The 17,818-nt window shown below is 68.7% G+C and carries 16 protein-coding genes; 8 read left to right on the top strand and 8 right to left on the bottom strand.

Going from position 1 to position 17,818, the window contains the following annotated elements; translation table 11 throughout:
* The first annotated feature begins 112 nt into the window (after window positions 1-112).
* A complete protein-coding gene (locus tag VGV37_RS14935) occupies window positions 113-1,816 on the top strand; it encodes a methyl-accepting chemotaxis protein (RefSeq protein ID WP_326880499.1) in 1,704 nt (567 codons plus the stop codon).
* 7 nt (window positions 1,817-1,823) lie between these two features.
* Here VGV37_RS14935 and nagA read toward each other — a convergent pair whose 3' ends face one another.
* From nagA to VGV37_RS14910, 5 genes are all read right to left on the bottom strand, one after another.
* A complete protein-coding gene (gene nagA / locus VGV37_RS14930) occupies window positions 1,824-2,978 on the bottom strand; it encodes an N-acetylglucosamine-6-phosphate deacetylase (protein ID WP_326880498.1) in 1,155 nt (384 codons plus the stop codon).
* Window positions 2,978-4,018 (bottom strand): SIS domain-containing protein, encoded by a 1,041-nt coding sequence (locus VGV37_RS14925; RefSeq protein WP_326880497.1) that lies wholly within the window; start codon window positions 4,016-4,018, stop codon window positions 2,978-2,980. Before VGV37_RS14925 ends, nagA begins: the two co-directional genes overlap by 1 nt.
* Window positions 4,015-4,806 carry a GntR family transcriptional regulator gene (locus VGV37_RS14920; protein ID WP_326880496.1) on the bottom strand — a complete coding sequence of 264 codons (792 nt, stop codon included), beginning with the start codon at window positions 4,804-4,806 and terminating at the stop codon, window positions 4,015-4,017. The genes VGV37_RS14925 and VGV37_RS14920 overlap by 4 nt, the downstream gene beginning before the upstream one ends.
* The gene (locus VGV37_RS14915) at window positions 4,803-5,684 is read right to left on the bottom strand and encodes a BadF/BadG/BcrA/BcrD ATPase family protein (protein WP_326880495.1); all 882 of its coding nucleotides are present in this window, start codon (window positions 5,682-5,684) and stop codon (window positions 4,803-4,805) included. Before VGV37_RS14915 ends, VGV37_RS14920 begins: the two co-directional genes overlap by 4 nt.
* Before the next feature lie 134 nt (window positions 5,685-5,818).
* Complete coding sequence (locus tag VGV37_RS14910) at window positions 5,819-6,514, bottom strand: hypothetical protein (protein WP_326880494.1); 696 nt, start codon at window positions 6,512-6,514, stop codon at window positions 5,819-5,821.
* A gap of 116 nt (window positions 6,515-6,630) precedes the next feature.
* Between VGV37_RS14910 and VGV37_RS14905 the strand changes: the two genes are divergently transcribed.
* Together VGV37_RS14905 and VGV37_RS14900 are read left to right on the top strand one after the other, a co-directional pair.
* The gene (locus tag VGV37_RS14905; RefSeq protein ID WP_326880493.1) at window positions 6,631-7,689 is read left to right on the top strand and encodes an alcohol dehydrogenase; all 1,059 of its coding nucleotides are present in this window, start codon (window positions 6,631-6,633) and stop codon (window positions 7,687-7,689) included.
* A gap of 41 nt (window positions 7,690-7,730) precedes the next feature.
* Window positions 7,731-8,699 (top strand): YafY family protein, encoded by a 969-nt coding sequence (locus VGV37_RS14900; RefSeq protein WP_326880492.1) that lies wholly within the window; start codon window positions 7,731-7,733, stop codon window positions 8,697-8,699.
* Here the strand turns inward: VGV37_RS14900 and VGV37_RS14895 are convergent.
* A complete protein-coding gene (locus tag VGV37_RS14895) occupies window positions 8,685-9,404 on the bottom strand; it encodes an NIPSNAP family protein (protein WP_326880491.1) in 720 nt (239 codons plus the stop codon). The genes VGV37_RS14900 and VGV37_RS14895 overlap by 15 nt on opposite strands.
* 60 nt (window positions 9,405-9,464) lie before the next feature.
* Window positions 9,465-11,546, bottom strand: a complete 2,082-nt coding sequence (locus VGV37_RS14890) for a HAMP domain-containing methyl-accepting chemotaxis protein (protein WP_326880490.1) — start codon at window positions 11,544-11,546, stop codon at window positions 9,465-9,467.
* Between the two features lie 177 nt (window positions 11,547-11,723).
* Here VGV37_RS14890 and VGV37_RS14885 point away from each other — a divergent pair, with 177 nt between their 5' ends.
* From VGV37_RS14885 to VGV37_RS14865, 5 genes are all read left to right on the top strand, one after another.
* Complete coding sequence (locus tag VGV37_RS14885; protein WP_326880489.1) at window positions 11,724-12,404, top strand: GntR family transcriptional regulator; 681 nt, start codon at window positions 11,724-11,726, stop codon at window positions 12,402-12,404.
* Window positions 12,405-12,503: 99 nt separating this feature from the next.
* On the top strand, window positions 12,504-13,718 hold the full coding sequence (locus VGV37_RS14880; RefSeq protein ID WP_326880488.1) for a CoA transferase: 1,215 nt from the start codon (window positions 12,504-12,506) through the stop codon (window positions 13,716-13,718).
* The gene (locus VGV37_RS14875) at window positions 13,718-14,590 is read left to right on the top strand and encodes a hypothetical protein (protein ID WP_326880487.1); all 873 of its coding nucleotides are present in this window, start codon (window positions 13,718-13,720) and stop codon (window positions 14,588-14,590) included. The genes VGV37_RS14880 and VGV37_RS14875 overlap by 1 nt, the downstream gene beginning before the upstream one ends.
* 85 nt (window positions 14,591-14,675) lie before the next feature.
* Window positions 14,676-15,890, top strand: a complete 1,215-nt coding sequence (locus VGV37_RS14870) for an ABC transporter substrate-binding protein (protein WP_326880486.1) — start codon at window positions 14,676-14,678, stop codon at window positions 15,888-15,890.
* A complete protein-coding gene (locus tag VGV37_RS14865) occupies window positions 15,866-16,849 on the top strand; it encodes an alpha/beta fold hydrolase (protein WP_326880485.1) in 984 nt (327 codons plus the stop codon). The genes VGV37_RS14870 and VGV37_RS14865 overlap by 25 nt, the downstream gene beginning before the upstream one ends.
* A 3-nt stretch (window positions 16,850-16,852) precedes the next feature.
* Here the strand turns inward: VGV37_RS14865 and egtD are convergent, their stop codons facing one another.
* Entirely contained in the window at window positions 16,853-17,818 is a 966-nt protein-coding gene (gene egtD / locus VGV37_RS14860) for an L-histidine N(alpha)-methyltransferase (protein ID WP_326880484.1), read from the bottom strand.

The raw sequence follows: 17,818 nt of genomic DNA, 5'->3' as shown, positions 1-17,818 counted from the left end.
GGTCTGCCCTGCGTCTGCACGCGCCTATTGGTAATACTTATTTCAGGCGCTTCTGCTGCTATGGAACGGCAAGTCGGCGCGACGGTCGGCCCGGAAATGCCTGGAGGGAACGATGCTCAGCACCTTTCGGATCAAGACGAAACTGCTCTTCATCGTCCTTCTGGTCAGTGCGGTCTCGATCGTGACCACGACGATCGCGATCGTCGCCACGAAGCAGCTGAGCGTCTCGGCCCACGCGATCGGCGAAGACGGCGTCAAGGCCGTGCGCGGCACGCGCATGGCGCAGGACATCATGCAGATCAATCGCTCGGAGTTTCGCCTCGCGGTCGATCCCTCCAGCGAGACGTTCGCTTCGGTCAAACAGTCGATCGGCAATCTGCGCCAGCAATTCGAGAAGCGGGTCGCCCAGTTGAAGGACGGGGCGGGTGCGCGACAGCTCCAGGTTCTGGCCGAGGCCGATGCCGGTTACCAAACCTACGTCAAAGACATCGATGCCCTGTTCCATACCGTCGAGCAGGTGTCGAAAACGATCGAACTGACCGACTCCCAGAAGGCGATCCGCAACGAGGCGCTGAAGGGCCGCGCGGATGCGGAAAAGCTTCTGGCGACGCTCAAGGGTTTCGCCGACGGGATGGAGAGCGACAATGCCGCCGCGGTCGATGCCGGCCAAGCGCTCTACGAGAACGTCCGCTCGATGCTGATTGCGGCGAGCGGTCTCGGCATCCTGCTCGGCTGCACGTTCGGCTATCTGTTGTCTCACTACGGCATTTCGAAGCCGATCGCCGCGATCGTCGCCGTACTGCGGCGCCTGGCCGACGGCGACCTTTCGGTCGACGTCGCCGGTACCCGGCGCGGCGATGAAATCGGCGACATCGCCAAGACGGCCCAGGTCTTCAAGCTGAACCTGGTCCGCACCAAGGGGCTCGAAGCCGAACAGGTCGAGGCGAAGCGGCAGGCCGCGGTCGACCAGAAGCGAGCGATGAACCGCATGGCGGACGAATTCGAGCAGAGCGTCAAAGGTGTCGTCGATGCGGTCGCCTCGTCCTCGACTGAGCTGCGTGCGGCCGCAAAGAGCATGTCGACCACTGCCGAGGAGACGTCGCAGCAGAGTGCCGCCGTCGCCGCCGCCGTGGAGCAGACATCGGCCAACGTGCAGACCGTGGCGAGTGCCACCGAAGAGCTGGCGGCGTCGATCGGTGAAATCAGCCGTCAGGTCACGCAGTCGTCGGTGGTCGCCGGACGCGCGGTCGAGCAGGCGGCCCGGACCAGCCATTCCGTCGAGGGGTTGTCTCAGGCGGCCCAGCGGATTGGCGAAGTGGTCAAGCTGATCGAGGGCATCGCCGGGCAGACCAATCTGCTGGCGCTCAATGCCACGATCGAAGCGGCGCGTGCCGGCGAAGCCGGCAAGGGCTTCGCGGTGGTCGCATCGGAGGTGAAGGCGCTCGCCAACCAGACGGCCCGGGCGACTGAGGAGATCCAGAGCCAGGTCATGCAGATCCAGACCGCGACCAGCGGCACAGTCGTCGAAATCGGCGGCATCGGGAGCGTCATCGGCGAGATCAGCCAAGTCACGACCGCGATTGCCGCCGCGATCGAAGAACAAGGGGCCGCGACCGGCGAAATCACGCGGAACGTCCAGCAGGCCGCCGTCGGGACCCAGGAAGTGGCGATGAACATCGCCGGCGTGTCGACTGCAGCCGGCGAGACCGGCGCTGCGGCGCATCAGGTGCTGGGGGCGGCGACGGAGCTGTCGGAACAGGCCGAGCGGATGCGGCGCGACGTGGCTACCTTCGTAGCCGCCGTTCGCGCGGCCTGAGCGCCGCTTACGCCGCCCGCCACTCGCCCGCGATCCATGTCCCCAGCACTTGATCGCCCTGGTCCAGCAGCACCAGATCGGCCAAGTACCCCGACCCGAGCCGGCCGCGCCGGTCGGACATGCCGAGGAACTGCGCCGGATAGAGCGAGGCCATGCGCAGCGCTTCCTCCTGCGGCAGCTCCAGCAGCGCGATGCAGTTGCGCACGGCCTGGGCCATGTCGAGGTCGGCGCCGGCCAACGTCCCGTCGTCGGTCACCAGCCGGCCGTCCCGGCGATGGATCGTGGCGCCGTAGAGCTCGAAGCTGGGGGCATCGGTGCCGAGCGGGGGCATGGCGTCGGTCACCAGCATCAGCTTGCCACGCGGCTTGACGGCCAGCGCCAGCCTGAGCATCGCCGGATGCACATGGACGCCGTCGACGATGATGCCGCACCAGGTCTCGGGCGAGGCCAGCGCCGCGCCGGCGATGCCCGGCTCGCGGTTGGCGACGGGGGGCATGGCGTTGAACAGGTGGGTGAACCCCCGAAGGCCGGCGCGGATCGCCTCGGTCGTGCGCGCGAAGCTGGCGGCGGAATGGGCGCCCGCCAGCAGCACGCCGGCCTCGGCCAGGGCGCCGATGTCGGCGTCCGAGACCGTTTCCGGCGCCAGGGACAGCAGCACTTTGCCGCCGGGAAATTCGCTCGGCAGTCCGGCCAGATAGGCGATATCGGCGGGCGTGGGCAGCCGAACGAACGCGGAGCTGTGCACGCCGCGCCGTTCCTGGCTGAGGAACGGCCCTTCCAGATGCAGGCCCAGCACGCCGCTGCCGGGGGTCCGCATGGCCGCGGACACAGCCGCGGCCGCCGCGTGCATCTTGTCGGCGCTGTCGGTGATCAGGGTCGGCAGCAACCCGGTCGTGCCGTAGCGGCGATGGGCGGCGGCGATCGTCCGGACCGCCTCGACCGTCGGCGTCTCGTTCAGCAGCGCGCCGCCGCCACCGTTCACCTGGGTGTCGATGAAGCCGGGAGCGACTAGGCTTCCGGCCGGAAGCGCCATGACCTGGGCGTCAGACACCGTATCGCGCGGGATCAGGTCGAGGATCCTGCCATCCTCGATCAACAGCGCATGGCCCTCCAGCATCGTTTCGCCCGTGAACAGGCGCGCCCCGGTCAGCAGCTGCCGCATCAGACGGTTTCCGTCACTTTCTTGAGGTTGGACGGCGCATCCGGGTCGAGCCCGCGCGATTGCGCCAGACTATGCACCGCCATGTAGAAGCTTTGCACGGCCGCGAGCGGCGCCACTTCCGGCGGCAGGCCGTCCAGTACGGGCAATGGTATCACGCCGGGCACGGTCGTGTCGGTGCTGAGCACCGTGGCGCCCAGATCGACCATGCGGCGGATCGTGTCGATGCTGGATGCCAGCGTCCGGTCCGCCTGGGTCAGCGCGATCGCGCCGAAGCCGGGCCGGACCAGCTCGAGCGGGCCATGGATGACTTCGGCCGCGCTGAACGCCTCGGCATGCAGGCGGCAGGTCTCCTTGAACTTGAGCGCCATCTCGAGCGCCGCCCCGGTGCCGAGGCCACGGCCGATGACGTAGAAGCTGGGCATGGCCGACAGGCGCTGCAGGGCCGGCGACCAATCGAGCTTGGCCGCCGCGTCGAGCCAGTCCGGCACCGCCTCGACCGCGGCCAGCAGGCCCGCATCCTCGCGCCAATGGGCCGCCAGCTGCAGGAAGCCCAGCGCCGAGGTCAGATAGGATTTCGTGGCGGCCACGCTCGATTCCTTGCCGGCGCACAGCGGGATGAACAGGTCGGCCTGGCGGGCGAGCGGCGAGCCCTCGTCATTGACGAAGCACACGACGAACGCGCCGCTCGCTTGCGCGGTGCGGGCCAGCCGCAGCAGATCCGGGCTGCGCCCGGATTGCGAGACCGCGATGAACAGGCCGCCCTCCAACTGCAGCGGCGCGTTGTACAGCGAGGCGACGGACGGGCCGATCGAAGCGACCGGCAGGCCGATCCCGGTCTCGATCAGATACTTGCCATAGGCCGACGCATGGTCGGAGGAGCCGCGCGCGCAGGTCACGACGAAGCGTGGCTTCAGCGCGCGCAGCCGGGCGCCCAGCGCCTTGAACAGCGGGCCGCAGCGCTCGATCTGGCGACGGGCCGCGTTCGCGGAATCGGCGGCTTCGAGCGCCATGGCGGGCAGCGGGTGGGTGGAGACGGTCATGCGGATCTCGACTGGGGATGGGAAGAAGGTTGATTGCGGCCGTCGTGCAGGGTGAGCTCGACCAGGACGTCGTAGCTGTCGCCGCGGTATTGCGAACGCATCAGCTCCAGCGGACGCCCGTCGGCGAGAAAGCTGCGCCGTTCGATGGCGAGGGCCGGCGTGCCGATCGGCACGCCCAGCAGAGACGCCTGCTGGCGGTTCAGCACGGTGGCGCCGATGCGCTGCTGCGCGCGGTGGGGTGCGTAGCCGAGCGATTTCAGCCGATTGTAGAGCGAGGCGCCGACGTCGAGTGGGTCGGCCAGGAAGCGGGTCGGCACGGTCGCCAATTCCAGCGCCAGCGGATTGCCGTCGGCCAGGCGCACCCGCCACAGGCGCGAGACGGTCTCGCCCGGCGCGATCTGCAAGGCCGCGACCTCGTCGGGCGTCGCCGTCGCCACGGTCCTGTCGAGCCAGCGCGAGCCTGGGGTCAGCCCGCGCTGGCGCATGTCGTCGGTGAAGCCGGTCAGGAAGGTCAGCGCCTGCTCGATATGGACGCGACGGACATAGGTGCCCGCGCGCGGCCGCTGATCGACCAGCCCGTCTTCGGCGAGGGCCTGCAACGCCTTGCGCAGGGTGACGCGCGACACGTTGAGCCGTTCGGCCAGCTCGCGCTCCGGCGGCAGGGCTTCGTCCGGGTGCAGGGTGCCTTCGCCGATCAGCCGGCGGAAATGGCGGGCGAGTTGCTGGTAGAGCGGGAGCGGGTTCTCCGGCGAGAGCGCCGCGCTGTCGAACGGCCCATCCGCCGTCATGGCGCCGCGCTCCTTCGGCGCGCGAGCAGGACGGCGCCATCCATCGCGTCGCCCTCCGGCTTTGCCAGCACGGCCAGGATTCGTGGCGAAAGCCAGGGCTCCAGAACGCCGGCGAGCCCGCCCATGAGGGCAATCCGGCCCGCGCCGAGCGCCATCAGCCGATCGACGAAAGTATCGACATGGCCGACCGCCTGGCGGACCAACGTCATGGCGACCGGATCGCCGGCCGTCGCATGGTTGAAGGTCATGGGGCTGAGGCTGCCGTAATCGCCGGGCCTGGCGTCATTGACCCAGGCCACGACGTCCGGCGGATGGCCGCCAAGCCGGACCATGACGGCGCGGGTAAAGTCGCTTGCGGGACCGAGCCCGTCGTACGCGCGGACGGCCGCGCGCACCGCCTCGCGCCCGATCTGCGCGCCGCTGCCGTCGTCGGAAATCTCGAAGCCCCAGCCGCCGATCGGGTGGGACACGCCGCCGACCCGCGCATAGCCGGCGCTGCCCGTGCCGAGGATCAGGATGGCGCCGTCGCGTCCGCCGAACGCGCCGAGGCAGGCGGTATGCGCATCGGTCTCGGCCGCGATGCCGCCGAACGGCGGTGCGCTGGCGATGACGCGGGCGGCCTCGCCCGGGCCGGTGATGCCGGCCAGGCCCAGCCCGGCATGGATCCGCGGCAGAGCCTCGCGATCGAGACCCGCCGCCGCCAGGGCCTGGTCCGTCGCCTGCAGGATCTGGCCCCAGCTGACGTCGAGGCCAAGGCGGATGTTGGCGGCGCCGGCCTTGCCGTCGCCAAGGTGCCGGCCCGCGCTATCGACCAGCCGGACCCGGCAACCGGTGCCGCCGCCATCCACACCCAGGTAGAGATTACCGTCCGCCACCATGCCGCCGCCGTTCCTTTTGGTCTGGGTTGGACAATACCAGAACCATACCAGGCAGCGGGTCGGGCGAGATCGTCAAGCGGCCGGAACAATCCGTCAAAAACGACGGATTCGCCCTCGACGCGACCGGCCGCCCGCTAGAAATACCCCGGCTCTTCCGGCCCGCGATAGGCGAAGCCCGTCGCTTCCAAAGTGCCTCGGGCCAGATACATCGTCGCTTCCAGGTCATCTTCCAGCGGACGGCCGTGGTCCGTTCCGGCGCGCGCCGTCGCCAGGTGGGTGAGCCATTCGATCGCCTGATGCACCGGCAGCAGCGGAACCGTCAGCACCATGCCTGCGGCCGTTGCGAGCCAGCGGGCGAGCAGCGCGTCCGCGTCCTCGACGCTCATGGCGTCGGCCAACGGCCGGCCGCGCGCGGCGTGTTTCAGGCTGAGCCGGGTTTCATCGAGCAGGCCTACCGCATTGCTGCGGCTGTAGGTGATGCGGGTCAGCAGCGGGTAGTGCGTCTCGGCGATCTCGCGCAGCAGCGCCAGTTCCGGAGCCTGCTCGTAGCCTTCGCGCAGGTGTGTCATTGCCAGGTCCAGATCGGTCGACGGCCGGTCCTTCAGCGTCAGCCACGCGAAAGCGGCGGCCAACTCGCGGCACAGCAGTTCCAGCTCGTGATGGCGCTGTCGCTCGGCCCGGCGCGATGGGTCGGCCGCGATCAGCTCGCCCAGCTCGCGCACTTCGCGGGCGTGGAACTCGGCCTGCTGGCGGGCTCGCTCGCCGTTGCTGCCGGGCGGCGCCGACTCGTCGAGTTCGACGATCTCGTCCAGGCGGATCTCGTCGTTCATGGCTCTCTCCCGCCGTGGTTCGGGCGAGGACGGTAGCAGATCTTCCCTCTTGCCTCGCCCCTTCACCTGTCGTTCGATGCTTGCGAACGCAAAAATGCGACGATGGGGGACACGCGATGCGGCGCTACGAGGTTCAGGAATTCGGCCAGCCCTTGGCGGCCCACGACTATCCGGCGATCACGCCGACCGGGGGCGAGGTGCTGCTGCGCGTGCGCGCCGCCGGCGTGTGCCATAGCGACCTGCATATCTGGGAGGGCGGCTACGACCTGGGCCAGGGCAAGCGCCTGTCCTTGAAGGACCGGGGCATCGCCCTGCCGCTGGCCATGGGGCACGAGACGGTCGGCGAGGTCGTGGCGCTCGGGCCGGATGCCACCGGTGTCGCGATCGGCGACATCAGACTGATCTATCCCTGGATCGGGTGCGGCCAATGCGCCGTCTGCCTGGCGGGCAACGAGAATCTGTGCGCGACCGCCCGCTTCCTCGGCGTCCATTGCCATGGCGGCTATGCCGAGCAGATCCTGGTGCCGCACGCGCGCTACCTGGTCGACATCGGCGATCTCGATCCAGCGCTGATGGCGCCTTATGCCTGCTCGGGCCTCACGACCTATAGCGCGCTGAAAAAAATTCCGGCCGACGTGCTGGCGCGCGAACCGGTCGTCGTGGTCGGCGCCGGCGGCCTCGGTCTGATGGCGACGACCTTGATCCAGGCTTTGGGCGGTCGCGCCGTGCTGGTCGATATCGATCCGGCCAAGCGCGCCGCGGCGCTGCAGGCGGGCGCCGTTGCCGCGATCGACGGCAGCGCCGCCGACGCGCTCGACCAGGTGAAGGCCGCGGTCGGCGGAGCCCCTTCGGCCGTGATCGACTGCGTCGGTGCACCGGCGACGGTAAAGCTGGGCTATGACGCGTTGGCCAAGGGCGGGCAACTCATCATCATCGGCCTGTTCGGCGGCGAGGCCAACCTGTCGATCCCGCCGATCCCGATGCGCGCGATCACCATCCGCGGTTCCTACGTCGGCAATCTCGCGGAATTGAAAGAGCTGATCGAGCTGGTGAAGAGCAGGCATATCCCACCGATTCCAATCACGCGCCGGCCGCTGGCGGATGCCTCGGCGGCGCTCGACGAGTTGCACCACGGCCGGGTGGTCGGCCGCACGGTGCTGCAGCCGACCGCGTAACGCTGACGCGGACTGTCAGGATTATCTGCTAGGCTCGCGCCATGCGGGCGAGCCGATTGCTGACCATCCTGATGCTGTTGCAGACCCGGGGCCGGATGAGTGCCCCGGCGCTGGCGGAAGAGCTCGAAGTCTCGATCCGCACGCTCTATCGCGACATCGACCAGTTGAGCGCCTCCGGCGTGCCGGTCTATGCCGAGCGCGGCCGGGCCGGGGGCTTTCAATTGCTCGATGGTTGGCGGACCCGGTTGACCGGCCTGACTGCGGCCGAGGCCCAAGCGATGTTCCTGGCCGGCCTGCCCGGGCCGGCGGCGCAATTGGGGCTGGGCGATGCGATGGCTGCGGCGCAATTGAAGCTGCTGGCCGCCCTGCCGGCCGATTGGCAGGCCGACGCCCGTCGGGTCAGCTCGCGCTTCCATCTCGATCCGGTCGGCTGGTACCGCAGCGCCGCGCCGACCGACCACCTGCCGGCCGTGGCCGAGGCGGTGTGGGGCGAGCGGCGGCTGCGCATCCGGTACGACAGCTGGCGTGGCATCGTCGAGCGCGAGATCGATCCGCTGGGCCTTGTCCTCAAGGCCGGCGACTGGTACTTGGCCGCCCTGGTCGGCAAGGACCCGCGGACCTATCGCCTGTCGAACGTCGTCGAGCTGACGGTGCTGGACCAGCATTTCGTCCGGCCAGCGGATTTCACGCTCGCCCAGTATTGGACCGCATCGACCCGGCGGTTCGAAGCGGAGATCCAGCGCGACAGCGCCGTCCTGCGCCTGTCGCCGCGCGGGCTCATGCTGCTGCGTAATTTCGGCCTGACCCCTGCCGAACCGGCATCGGCACCCGAGGCCGACGGCTGGACCCGCATCACTCTGTCGATCGAGACCATTGATAGCGCCGTCCAGGAATTGCTCCGGCTCGGCGCCGAGGCCGAGGTGGTGGAGCCGCCGGCCCTGCGCGAGCGCATGGCGGAGGCGGCCGGCCGGCTGGCGGCGCTCTATGGCACCGTCTCAGCGCAGGCGTGAGCGGGCGGTCGGCGCCAGACGCAGCACTGTGGCCACCTGGGCGAAATGGTCGGCGAGCGCCGGCAGCAGAATGTAGGTCCAGTGTTTGGATCGGGCCAATCGCTCCTCGCAGGCGCGATGGGCCTCCATATCGTCGAAGCGCGCGAACCAGACGAACACCGGATGGTCGGTCCGGACCGGCAGGGCCGGGAAGTTGTTCTCGACGGCGTAGGTCTGGTAGGCGGCGATCGGCCTCGCGCCTGCCTCTACCAGCACCGGCACGATCTGTTGCTCGAAGAACCGCACGAAAGCGGCGTCGGCCGGTCGGCGCAGGCGGTAGATCGTCGCGGTGACGAGCGAGTTCGGACATTCGGTCGCGCCGATCGTCGGCCGGGGCGCTTCATCGCAAAAGCCGCGATCCGGCCCGGCCGGGCGGAGCAGAAGCACGTTCGAGCTGTCGAGCATGGTGGTGTTGGCTGCCGCGCGATGGGCCTGCCAGACCGGGCCGCCGTAGAATGCGCCCAGGCCCTCGGCGCGTCCCGGCATGTCGGCGAAACCACGCAACCAGACGAACTGGTCGGGATCGTCGAGATCGCGAAACTGCCCGACGACCTGCAGGCCCACCGCTTCCTGGCTCTCGACCAGTTCGCGATCGAACAGTTCGATCAGGTCATCGCGGCGGCCGGCGTGCAGGGTGTAGCGACGCAGTTCGAGAATGGCAGGCATGGCGGATCCTTTGAACGGAAGGACCACTCTACGCCTCCATACCTGCCACCGAGTGTCAGGTTATCCGGCGCGCACCGTCGAGACGAACCGGTCCACCGTGCCGCGCAGGCTGTCGGCTTCCTGGGCGAGGCTGTCGGACGAGCCCATGACGCTGCGTGCGGCCGCGCCGGTCTCGCCGGCGGCCTGGCGCACGCCTTCGATGTTCGACGACACCTCACGCGTGCCCGATGCCGCCTGTTGGACGTTGCGCGCGATCTCGCGCGTGGCGGCACCCTGTTCCTCGACCGCCGAAGCGATGCCGGTGGTGATCTCGCTCATGGTGGCAATAGTCGAGGTGATGCCATCGATGGCGGCGACCGCCTTCGCGGTCTCGGTCTGGATCGCCGCGACCTGGGCCTGGATGTCCTCTGTCGCGCGTGCGGTCTGGGTCGCGAGCGTCTTCACCTCGGACGCGACGACGGCGAAGCCCTTGCCGGCCTCGCCGGCACGGGCCGCCTCGATCGTCGCATTCAACGCCAGCAGGTTGGTCTGCTGCGCGATGCCGTTGATCAGCCCCACGACTTCGCCGATCCGATCGGCGGCCCGGGCGAGGCTGTCGACCGACTGCTTGGTCGTCGCGGCCTCGCGCACGGCGGCATTGGACGTGTCGGTGGCACTGCTCATCTGGCGTGAGATCTCGTCGATCGACTGATGCAGCTCTTCGGCGGCGGCCGCCACGGTTTGGACGTTGGCGGAGGTCTCTTCGGCGGCCGACGCGACCGCCGTGGCTGCGGCGGCCGTGGTGGCGGCGGACCCGGTCAGCGAATTCGCCGCCGCGCGCAGGCTGGCTTCCGACGTCGAGAAGCCGGTCACGACCCGGTCGATCGAGCTGGCGAAATCATGGGTGACGCCTTCCATGACCTGGCGGCGCTGCTCCTTGGTCGCGCGCTCGCTCTCCTGCGCGGCGGCCAGCACGTCGGCCGCCTTGGAATTCTCCTGCAGCACGGCGATCGCAGCCGCCATGGCGCCGATCTCGTCGGGGCGGTCGCTCATCGGCACGGCCAGATCATGGTCGCCACCGGCGATGATCTTCACCACTTCGGTCAGTTTCGACAACGGCAGGGTCACCCGCCGGGCGATCACCCGGACGATGGTGGCGAGCACGGCGGCGGCGCCCAGCAGCAGCGCCACGACAAGGACGAAGGTCAGGCGTGAGTCCGAGCGCTGGGCATCGGCGACACGCTCCGCCTCGGCGATCGCGGCGTCGCGGATCGCCAGGATCGATTGCAGCTTGGGCGAGGTCGACTGGCGCCAGGCGGCGCCGTCGATCGGATAGGCCCCGTCGCCGTAGCCGGCCTGGGCGACCTTGTCGCGCACGGCCATGAAGTCGACCTTGTAGCCTTGCCGCGCCGATTCGGCGGCGGCGCGCAGGCTGGCAGGCGTGCCTTCGAGCGCCAACTGGGCCGCGAGCCGGTCCTCGATATCGTCGATCCGACCTTGTGCGATGGCGATCGTGCGCTGGGTTTCCGGTGGGATGGGCTTGCCGGAGATGACCGCCTGCAGAAACAGGGTCGCCTGTCGGCCGGCATAGTCGCGATAGCTCCAGCCCAGCGCCGCGATCGAGGCGTAGTGGCCGGCTTCCGGCGACAGGGCCAGGAGCGACCGCTCGGTCCCGGCGATCAAGCCGTCCAGATCGGCCATGATGCCGAACATATCGGTGACGAAACGTTTGTTGGCATCCGCCGGGCGCTGCGCCGCCGGCTGGGCCATCGCGGCGTCGGCGGCCGCACGAATGCGGTCGAGCTTGCCCGCGAGCGCCGGCAGGGCCGCGGCGATCCGGGCCTTGTCGACGAAATCCTCGGCCTTCACGATCGTGTCGAGCGCGGTGCGGGCCGCATCGGTTTTGGCGCGCTGCTGCTGGATCGGCGCCAGGGTCGCCGCATCGGCTGCCGGCGGGCTGCCGAGGGGAAGGGTGGTGACGCCGCGTTCGAGCGCGCCGTTCTCCGACAGGATGCTGAGCGCGCCCATGATCCGCGCCAGGGTCTGGGCATCGGCCGCCGCCCCGGCGGTGCGCCATTGCGTGACCGCCACCATGCCGCCCAGGATCAGCATCAGCACGCCGGCCGCCGTCAGGCAGAGGCCGATCAAGTTCCGAATCGTCATCGTGCCGTTTCCTCTTCCCGCTGGCATTGTCGTCGGACTGACATGTTAGAAAGTGCGCGTAACGACCCTGTGATACCGCACCCGTGCTGAAGGAAGATTAACGACCGGTTACTGCGGTATACCAAAGCGGTTCGTGATAGAACATGGCGGGACAACCGAGAGGTGACGGACGAGGCCATGATCGACGCGAAGCCGCCTTCCCAGCTGGATCAGGCCTATCGCCAGCTGCGACACCTGATCCTGACGCTCGAACTGCTGCCGGGCGAAAAGTTGAGCGAGCGCTGGCTCGAGACCCGGTTTGCCGGCTCGCGCACCCCGATCCGGGCGGCGCTGGCCCGGCTCGAAACCGAGGGGCTGGTGACGCGCGACGGCCGGTCCTATGCCGTGGCGCCGATCGATCTCCGCGAATTGGACCAACTGTTCGCCTTTCGCGAGGCGGTCGAGAGCGCGTCCGTGCGCATCGCCTGCGAGCGGGATGTGGTCGACGAGATCGACGCGATTGGGGCCATGCTCGACAGTTGCGCCACCGATGCGGCGCTGGACGAGTGGCATCGGGTCGGCAACGAATTCCACGTGGCACTGGCGCGCCTCTCGGGCAACCCGTTCTTCGTCCGCACCATCACCGACGTCATGACCCGCCTGTCGCGGGCCCGGTGGCTGGAGATCTGGAGCGAGAGCGCCCGGGCCACCGCCTGGGCCGAACATCGCGGCATCCTGGAACGGGTTCGCGCACGGGACGAGGAGGGTGCTGCCGTCCTGGTCGTCCAGCACGTGCGGCGCGGCCGGGAGCGGATGATGAATTCGATCGGCGACGAGCGCCGGTCGCTCAGGGCAAGGGGATTTGCCGTGCGGGCCTGATCGACGGCTGTGCTTGCATCGGAATGCCATATTGGTATACCAAATTGCAGAGAAGATCGCCGCCGCCGGCGCTCGCCCCACGCCTCAGGAGAATCCGGGATGTCTCGGAAGGACTCGACCGGCCCGCTTGCGGGTCTGAAAGTCATCGAAATGGGCTCGTTCATCGCCGGGCCGTTCTGCGGCCAGCTGCTGGCCGATTTCGGCGCCGACGTGGTCAAGCTGGAGCCGCCGGGCACCGGGGACGCGATGCGCCAATGGGGCGTCGCAAAACGGGACGGCAAGTCGCTGTGGTGGCCGGTCATCGCGCGCAACAAGCAGAGCGTCACCGTCGACCTGCGCCAGCCGGAGGGCCGGGAACTGGCCCGCCGGCTGATCGCGGATGCCGACGTGCTGGTCGAGAATTTCCGACCGGGTACGCTGGAGGACTGGGGCCTGGACCCGGATCGGCTGAAGGCGGAGAACCCTGGCCTGATCGTGACGCGTGTGTCCGGCTTCGGCCAGACCGGGCCCTATTCGCGCCGTGCCGGTTTCGGCTCGGTCGCCGAAGCGATGGCCGGCATGCGGGGGCTCGCCGGTTTCCCGGACCGGCCGCCGCCGCGCGTCGGCCTGTCGATCGGCGATTCGCTGGCCGGAATATTCGCGGCGATGGGCGTGCTGCTGGCGCTTCGGGCGCGCGATGCCACGACGGAGCGGCGCGGCCAGGTCGTGGATGTCGCCATCACCGAATCCGTGCTGGCCGTGCTCGAAAGCGTGGTCAGCGAATTCTCCGGCACCGGGGCCGTGCGCGGCCGCACCGGGTCGATCCTGCCGGGTGTGGCGCCCTCCAACCTCTATCCAACGGCCGACGGCACCTGGATCCTGATCGGTGCCAATGCCGACGGCATCTTCCGGCGCCTGACCGAGGCGATGGGTCAGCCGGAACTGGGCGCGGACGAGCGCTATGCGACCCACAGCGGGCGCGGGAAACATCAGGACGAGCTGGACGGCCGCATCGCGGCCTGGACCGTGCTGTACGACCTGGACCACCTCGTGAGCCTGCTGGAAGGCCATGGCGTGCCAGCAGGGCCGGTCAACGATGCCGCGGCCGTGGTCACCGATCCGCATTTCCGGGCGCGCGATGCCATCATCTCGGTCGAGACGCCGGAGTTCGGTACGCTTGCCATGCAGGGCGTCGCCCCGCAATTGAGCGAGACGCCGGGTCGGGTTTCCTGGGCCGGGCCGACCTTGGGCCAGCATACGGATGAAGTGCTCGGCGAACGGCTGGGGCTGGGCGCCGCCGATCTCGCCGACCTGCGGCAACGGAGGATCATCTGATGGGCAATCCCTGGACGGGTGGGCCGCCGACCCTGCGCCTGCGCGACGTGACCTTGCGCGACGGGCTGCAGAACCTCGACAAGGTGCTGGCGACCGAGGCGAAGCTCGAACTCTACCGGGCGCTGGTCGGGGCCGGCGTGTCGGAACTGCAGGTCACGTCGTTCGTCAATCCGGCGCGCGTGCCGACCTTGGCCGATGCCGAGACGCTGTGGGCAGCGGTGAAAGCGGAGCCGCAGCGCCTGTCGGTCCTGGTCGCCAATCCGCGCGGGCTCGACCGGGCTTTGGCCGCCGGGGTCGGCGAGGTCGAGGCGGTCGTCTCGGTCAGCCGGGCCTATAACGAGAAGAACGCTCATCGCACGCCCGAACAGTCGATGGACGAGATCGCACGGATGGCGGCGGATGCGCGCACGGCAAACATCCGCTTCAGTGCCGCCCTCGCCAACGCGTTCCATTGCTTCTTCGAGGGCGACATTTCGCCGGATGCGTCCCTCGACATGGTCGGCCGCCTGGTCGAGATGGGCCTCACCGAGATCGGCATGGCGGACACGACCGGCCATGCACGGCCGGACCGGGTCTGGGACCTGTTCGACCGGGCGCGGCGCCTGTGGCCCGACGTGCGGTTCGGCGGCCATACCCACGACACGCGCGGGCGCGGGCTGATCAACGCGCTGGCCGCGGTCCAGGCGGGCGCCGCCTGGCTGGATGCCACGCTGGCGGGATTGGGCGGCTCGCCCTTTACCGCGGGCGTCGGCGGCAACCTGTCGATCGAGACCACGGCGGAAGCACTCGCCGGACTCGGCATCGAGACGGGGGTGGATCCGGACCGCATCGTGGCGGCGGGCGAACTCGCGGCCAAGCTGGTGGGTAGATGAAATAGGCGTCTTTCCGCTTGCACGGGAAGGACGAGGTAGCAAAGCGATTCAAGAACGATAGATCGGGGAGGACGAGATGAAGCACATGAACAAGCTTACGGGCATTCTGCTGGCCGGCGTGGCGGCGCTTTGGGCGCAAGGCGCGTCGGCGGAGGTTTCCAACGACGTCGTGAAGATCGGCGTGCTGAACGACCAGTCGGGCGTAGTGTCGGACGCGACCGGGCAGGGCTCGGTCGTGGCGGCGCGCCTCGCGGCCGAGGAGTTCAACAACACCGTCGCCGGCAAACCGGTCGAGGTCATCTTCGCCGACCATCAGAACAAGGCAGACATCGCCTCGACGATCGCGCGGCAATGGTATGAGAAGGATGGCGTCGACGTCATCGTCGACGTGCCCAACTCCGGCGCCGGCCTGGCAGTCCAGGGCGTCGCGCGCGACCTGAAGCACATCTTCATCACGTCGTCTGCCGGCACCACGGTGCTGACCAATGCGAACTGCTCGCCCTACGGCCTCCAATGGACCTATGACACCTACGCGCTGGCCAAGGGCACTGGCGAGGCGGTGGTCGAGCAGGGCGGCAAGACCTGGTACTTCATCACCGCCGACTATGCCTTCGGCCATCAGTTGCAGGCCGATGCGACGACGATCATCGAGCAGAACGGCGGCAAGGTGCTGGGGGCGGCCAACCACCCGATCGGCAATTCGGATTTCTCCTCGTATCTGCTGCAGGCCCAGGGCTCCAAGGCCCAGGTCGTCGGCATCGCCAACGCCGGCGGCGATACGATCGAGACCATCAAGCAGGCGAACGAATTCGGCCTGATCGCCGGCGGCCAGCGGCTGGCCGCCATGCTGCTGCTGCTGACCGACGTGCATTCGCTGGGATTGAAATCCGCCCAGGGCACCTACCTGACTACGCCATTCTATTGGAATCTCGATGCCGGCACGCGTGCCTGGTCGGACAAGTTCGCGGCCAAGTTCAACGGCAAGCGCCCGACCTTCCTGCAGATCGGCGTCTATGAATCCGTGCGCCATTATCTGCAGGCGGTCCAAGCGCTGGGCTCCGACGATGCGGATGCGGTGCTGAAGAAGATGCGCGACACGAAGATCGAAAGCGCCTTCACCCATGGCGCCTACATCCGCGCCGACGGCCGCGTGATCCGCGACATGTACCTGGCCCAGGTCAAGACGCCTGCCGAGTCCAAGGAGGACTGGGATTTCTACAAGATCGTGAAGAAGATCCCGGGCGAGGAACTGGCGCATCCGCTGAGCGAGAGCACGTGTTCCTACCTGAAGAAGCCGTGACCCTTGGCGGGCTTCCGGCGGGCGGCGTGCCGCTCGCCGGGTTCGGCAGCTTCTATGCCGGCGGCCGGCAGGTGCGGATCGAAGGGCGGCCCATCGCCCAGATCCAGTTCACGCCGACCGTCGATTTCGACTGGGACCCGAACGGCCTGTTCCATATCGAGCAAGCCTACGTGCAATGGTTCATGCCGGCCGACCGCCGGCACGACCTGCCGATCGTGCTGCTGCATGGCGGCGGCTTCACCGGGACCATGTGGGAAGCGACGCCGGATGGCCGGCCGGGCTGGCTGCAGGATTTCCTCGGCGCCGGCTATCCGGTCTATGTCGTCGACAATGTCGAGCGTGGCCGCGCCGGCTGGTGCCCGTTCACGGAATTCTGGCCCGGACCGCCGATCCTGCGGTCGGCCGAGGAAGCCTGGAGCCTGTTTCGTGTCGGCGCCGCGGCCGATTTCGCCATGCGCCGGCCGTTCGCGGCACAACGCTTTCCGACCGCGGCGTTCGACGACCTGATCCGCGGTTCGGTGCCGCGCTTTCCCCGTCAGACCGACGATGCCGCCGTGGCGGCGCTGGGCGCGGTGTTCGACAGGATCGGCCGGTCGGTGGCGCTCGTCGCCCATAGCCAGGGCGGCGAGATCGCGCTACGCGCGGCGCTCGCCTCTCCCGAGCGGATCGCGGCGCTGGTGCTGGTCGAGAGTTCCGGTTTTCCGGCAGCGGGCACGGCCGCGGGCTGGCCGGTGCTGCAGGTCGTGGGCGATCATCTGGATGCGACGCCGCTCTGGATCGATCTTGCACGCCGCTATCGCACCTTCGCGGCCGATCTCACCCGGCAAGGGGTGCGCAACGACGCCTGGTTCCTGGCCGAGCGCGGCATCATCGGCAATTCGCACATGCCGATGATGGACGACAACAGCACCGACATCGCCGCGGAAATCGCGGTCTGGCTGGCGGGCGTCCGCTCCTAAAGTTCACGCATCCAGCATGTGCACCGAGAACAGCCCGGCCGCATCGGTCCAGGCGGCGCGCGGCGTATAGCCGGTCTCGACCGCCATCGCCCGGAACTGGTCGAGCGTATATTTGTGCGAGTTCTCGGTGTGGATCGTCTCGCCGGCGCGGAAGCCGAAGCAGCTGGCGCCGATATGCACCATCTGGTCGGATCGGCTGACCAGATGCATCTCGATCCGACCCAGCGCATCGTTCCAGCGCGCCTCGTGGGCGAATTGGTCGAGCGCGAAGTCGGCGCCCAGTTCGCGGTTGATGCGGACCAGCAGGTTGAGATTGAACGCGGCGGTGACGCCGGCCGCGTCGTCATAGGCCGGCACCAGGATCTTCTCGTCCTTGTGCAGGTCGACGCCGACCACCATCGAGGAACCGGGGCCGAGCAGGCGGCGTGCCCGGGTGAGGAACGCACGGGCCTCGACGGCCGTGAAATTGCCGATGGTCGAGCCCGGGAAGAATCCGACCGTCGTCTGAGGCTGCAAGCCCGACGAGGCCGGCAGGGCGAACGGCTTGGTATAGTCGGCGCAGATCGGCGCGATCTGCAGCTTGGGGAAATCACGGGCCAGATCGGCCGCCGCCATCATCAGATGCTCGCGTGAGATGTCGACCGGCACATAGGCGGCGGGCCGGTCGAGCGCCTTCAGCAGCAGGCGGATCTTGATGCCGGCCCCGGAGCCGAATTCGACCAGCCGGGCGCGCGGGCCGATCAGGTCGGCGATCTCGCCGGCCCGGTCGGCCAGCAGGGCCAGTTCGGTCCGGGTCGGATAATATTCCGGCAGCTCGCAGATCTGGTCGAACAGGCGCGAGCCCTCGGCGTCGTAAAAGAATTTGCAGGGCAGCGTCCGCTGCCGCTGGCCGAGGCCGGCCAGCACGGCATCGCGGAATTCCTGGGTCGATGGCTCCAGGTCCTGGAGCCGCTCCAAGGCGTTCGACAT

It is taken from the genome of Aliidongia sp. (assembly GCF_035943795.1).
GTDB lineage: Bacteria > Pseudomonadota > Alphaproteobacteria > ATCC43930 > CGMCC-115725 > Aliidongia.
Note: the sequence above shows the minus strand (reverse complement) of the source record. Positions and strands in the feature narration are given on the sequence as shown.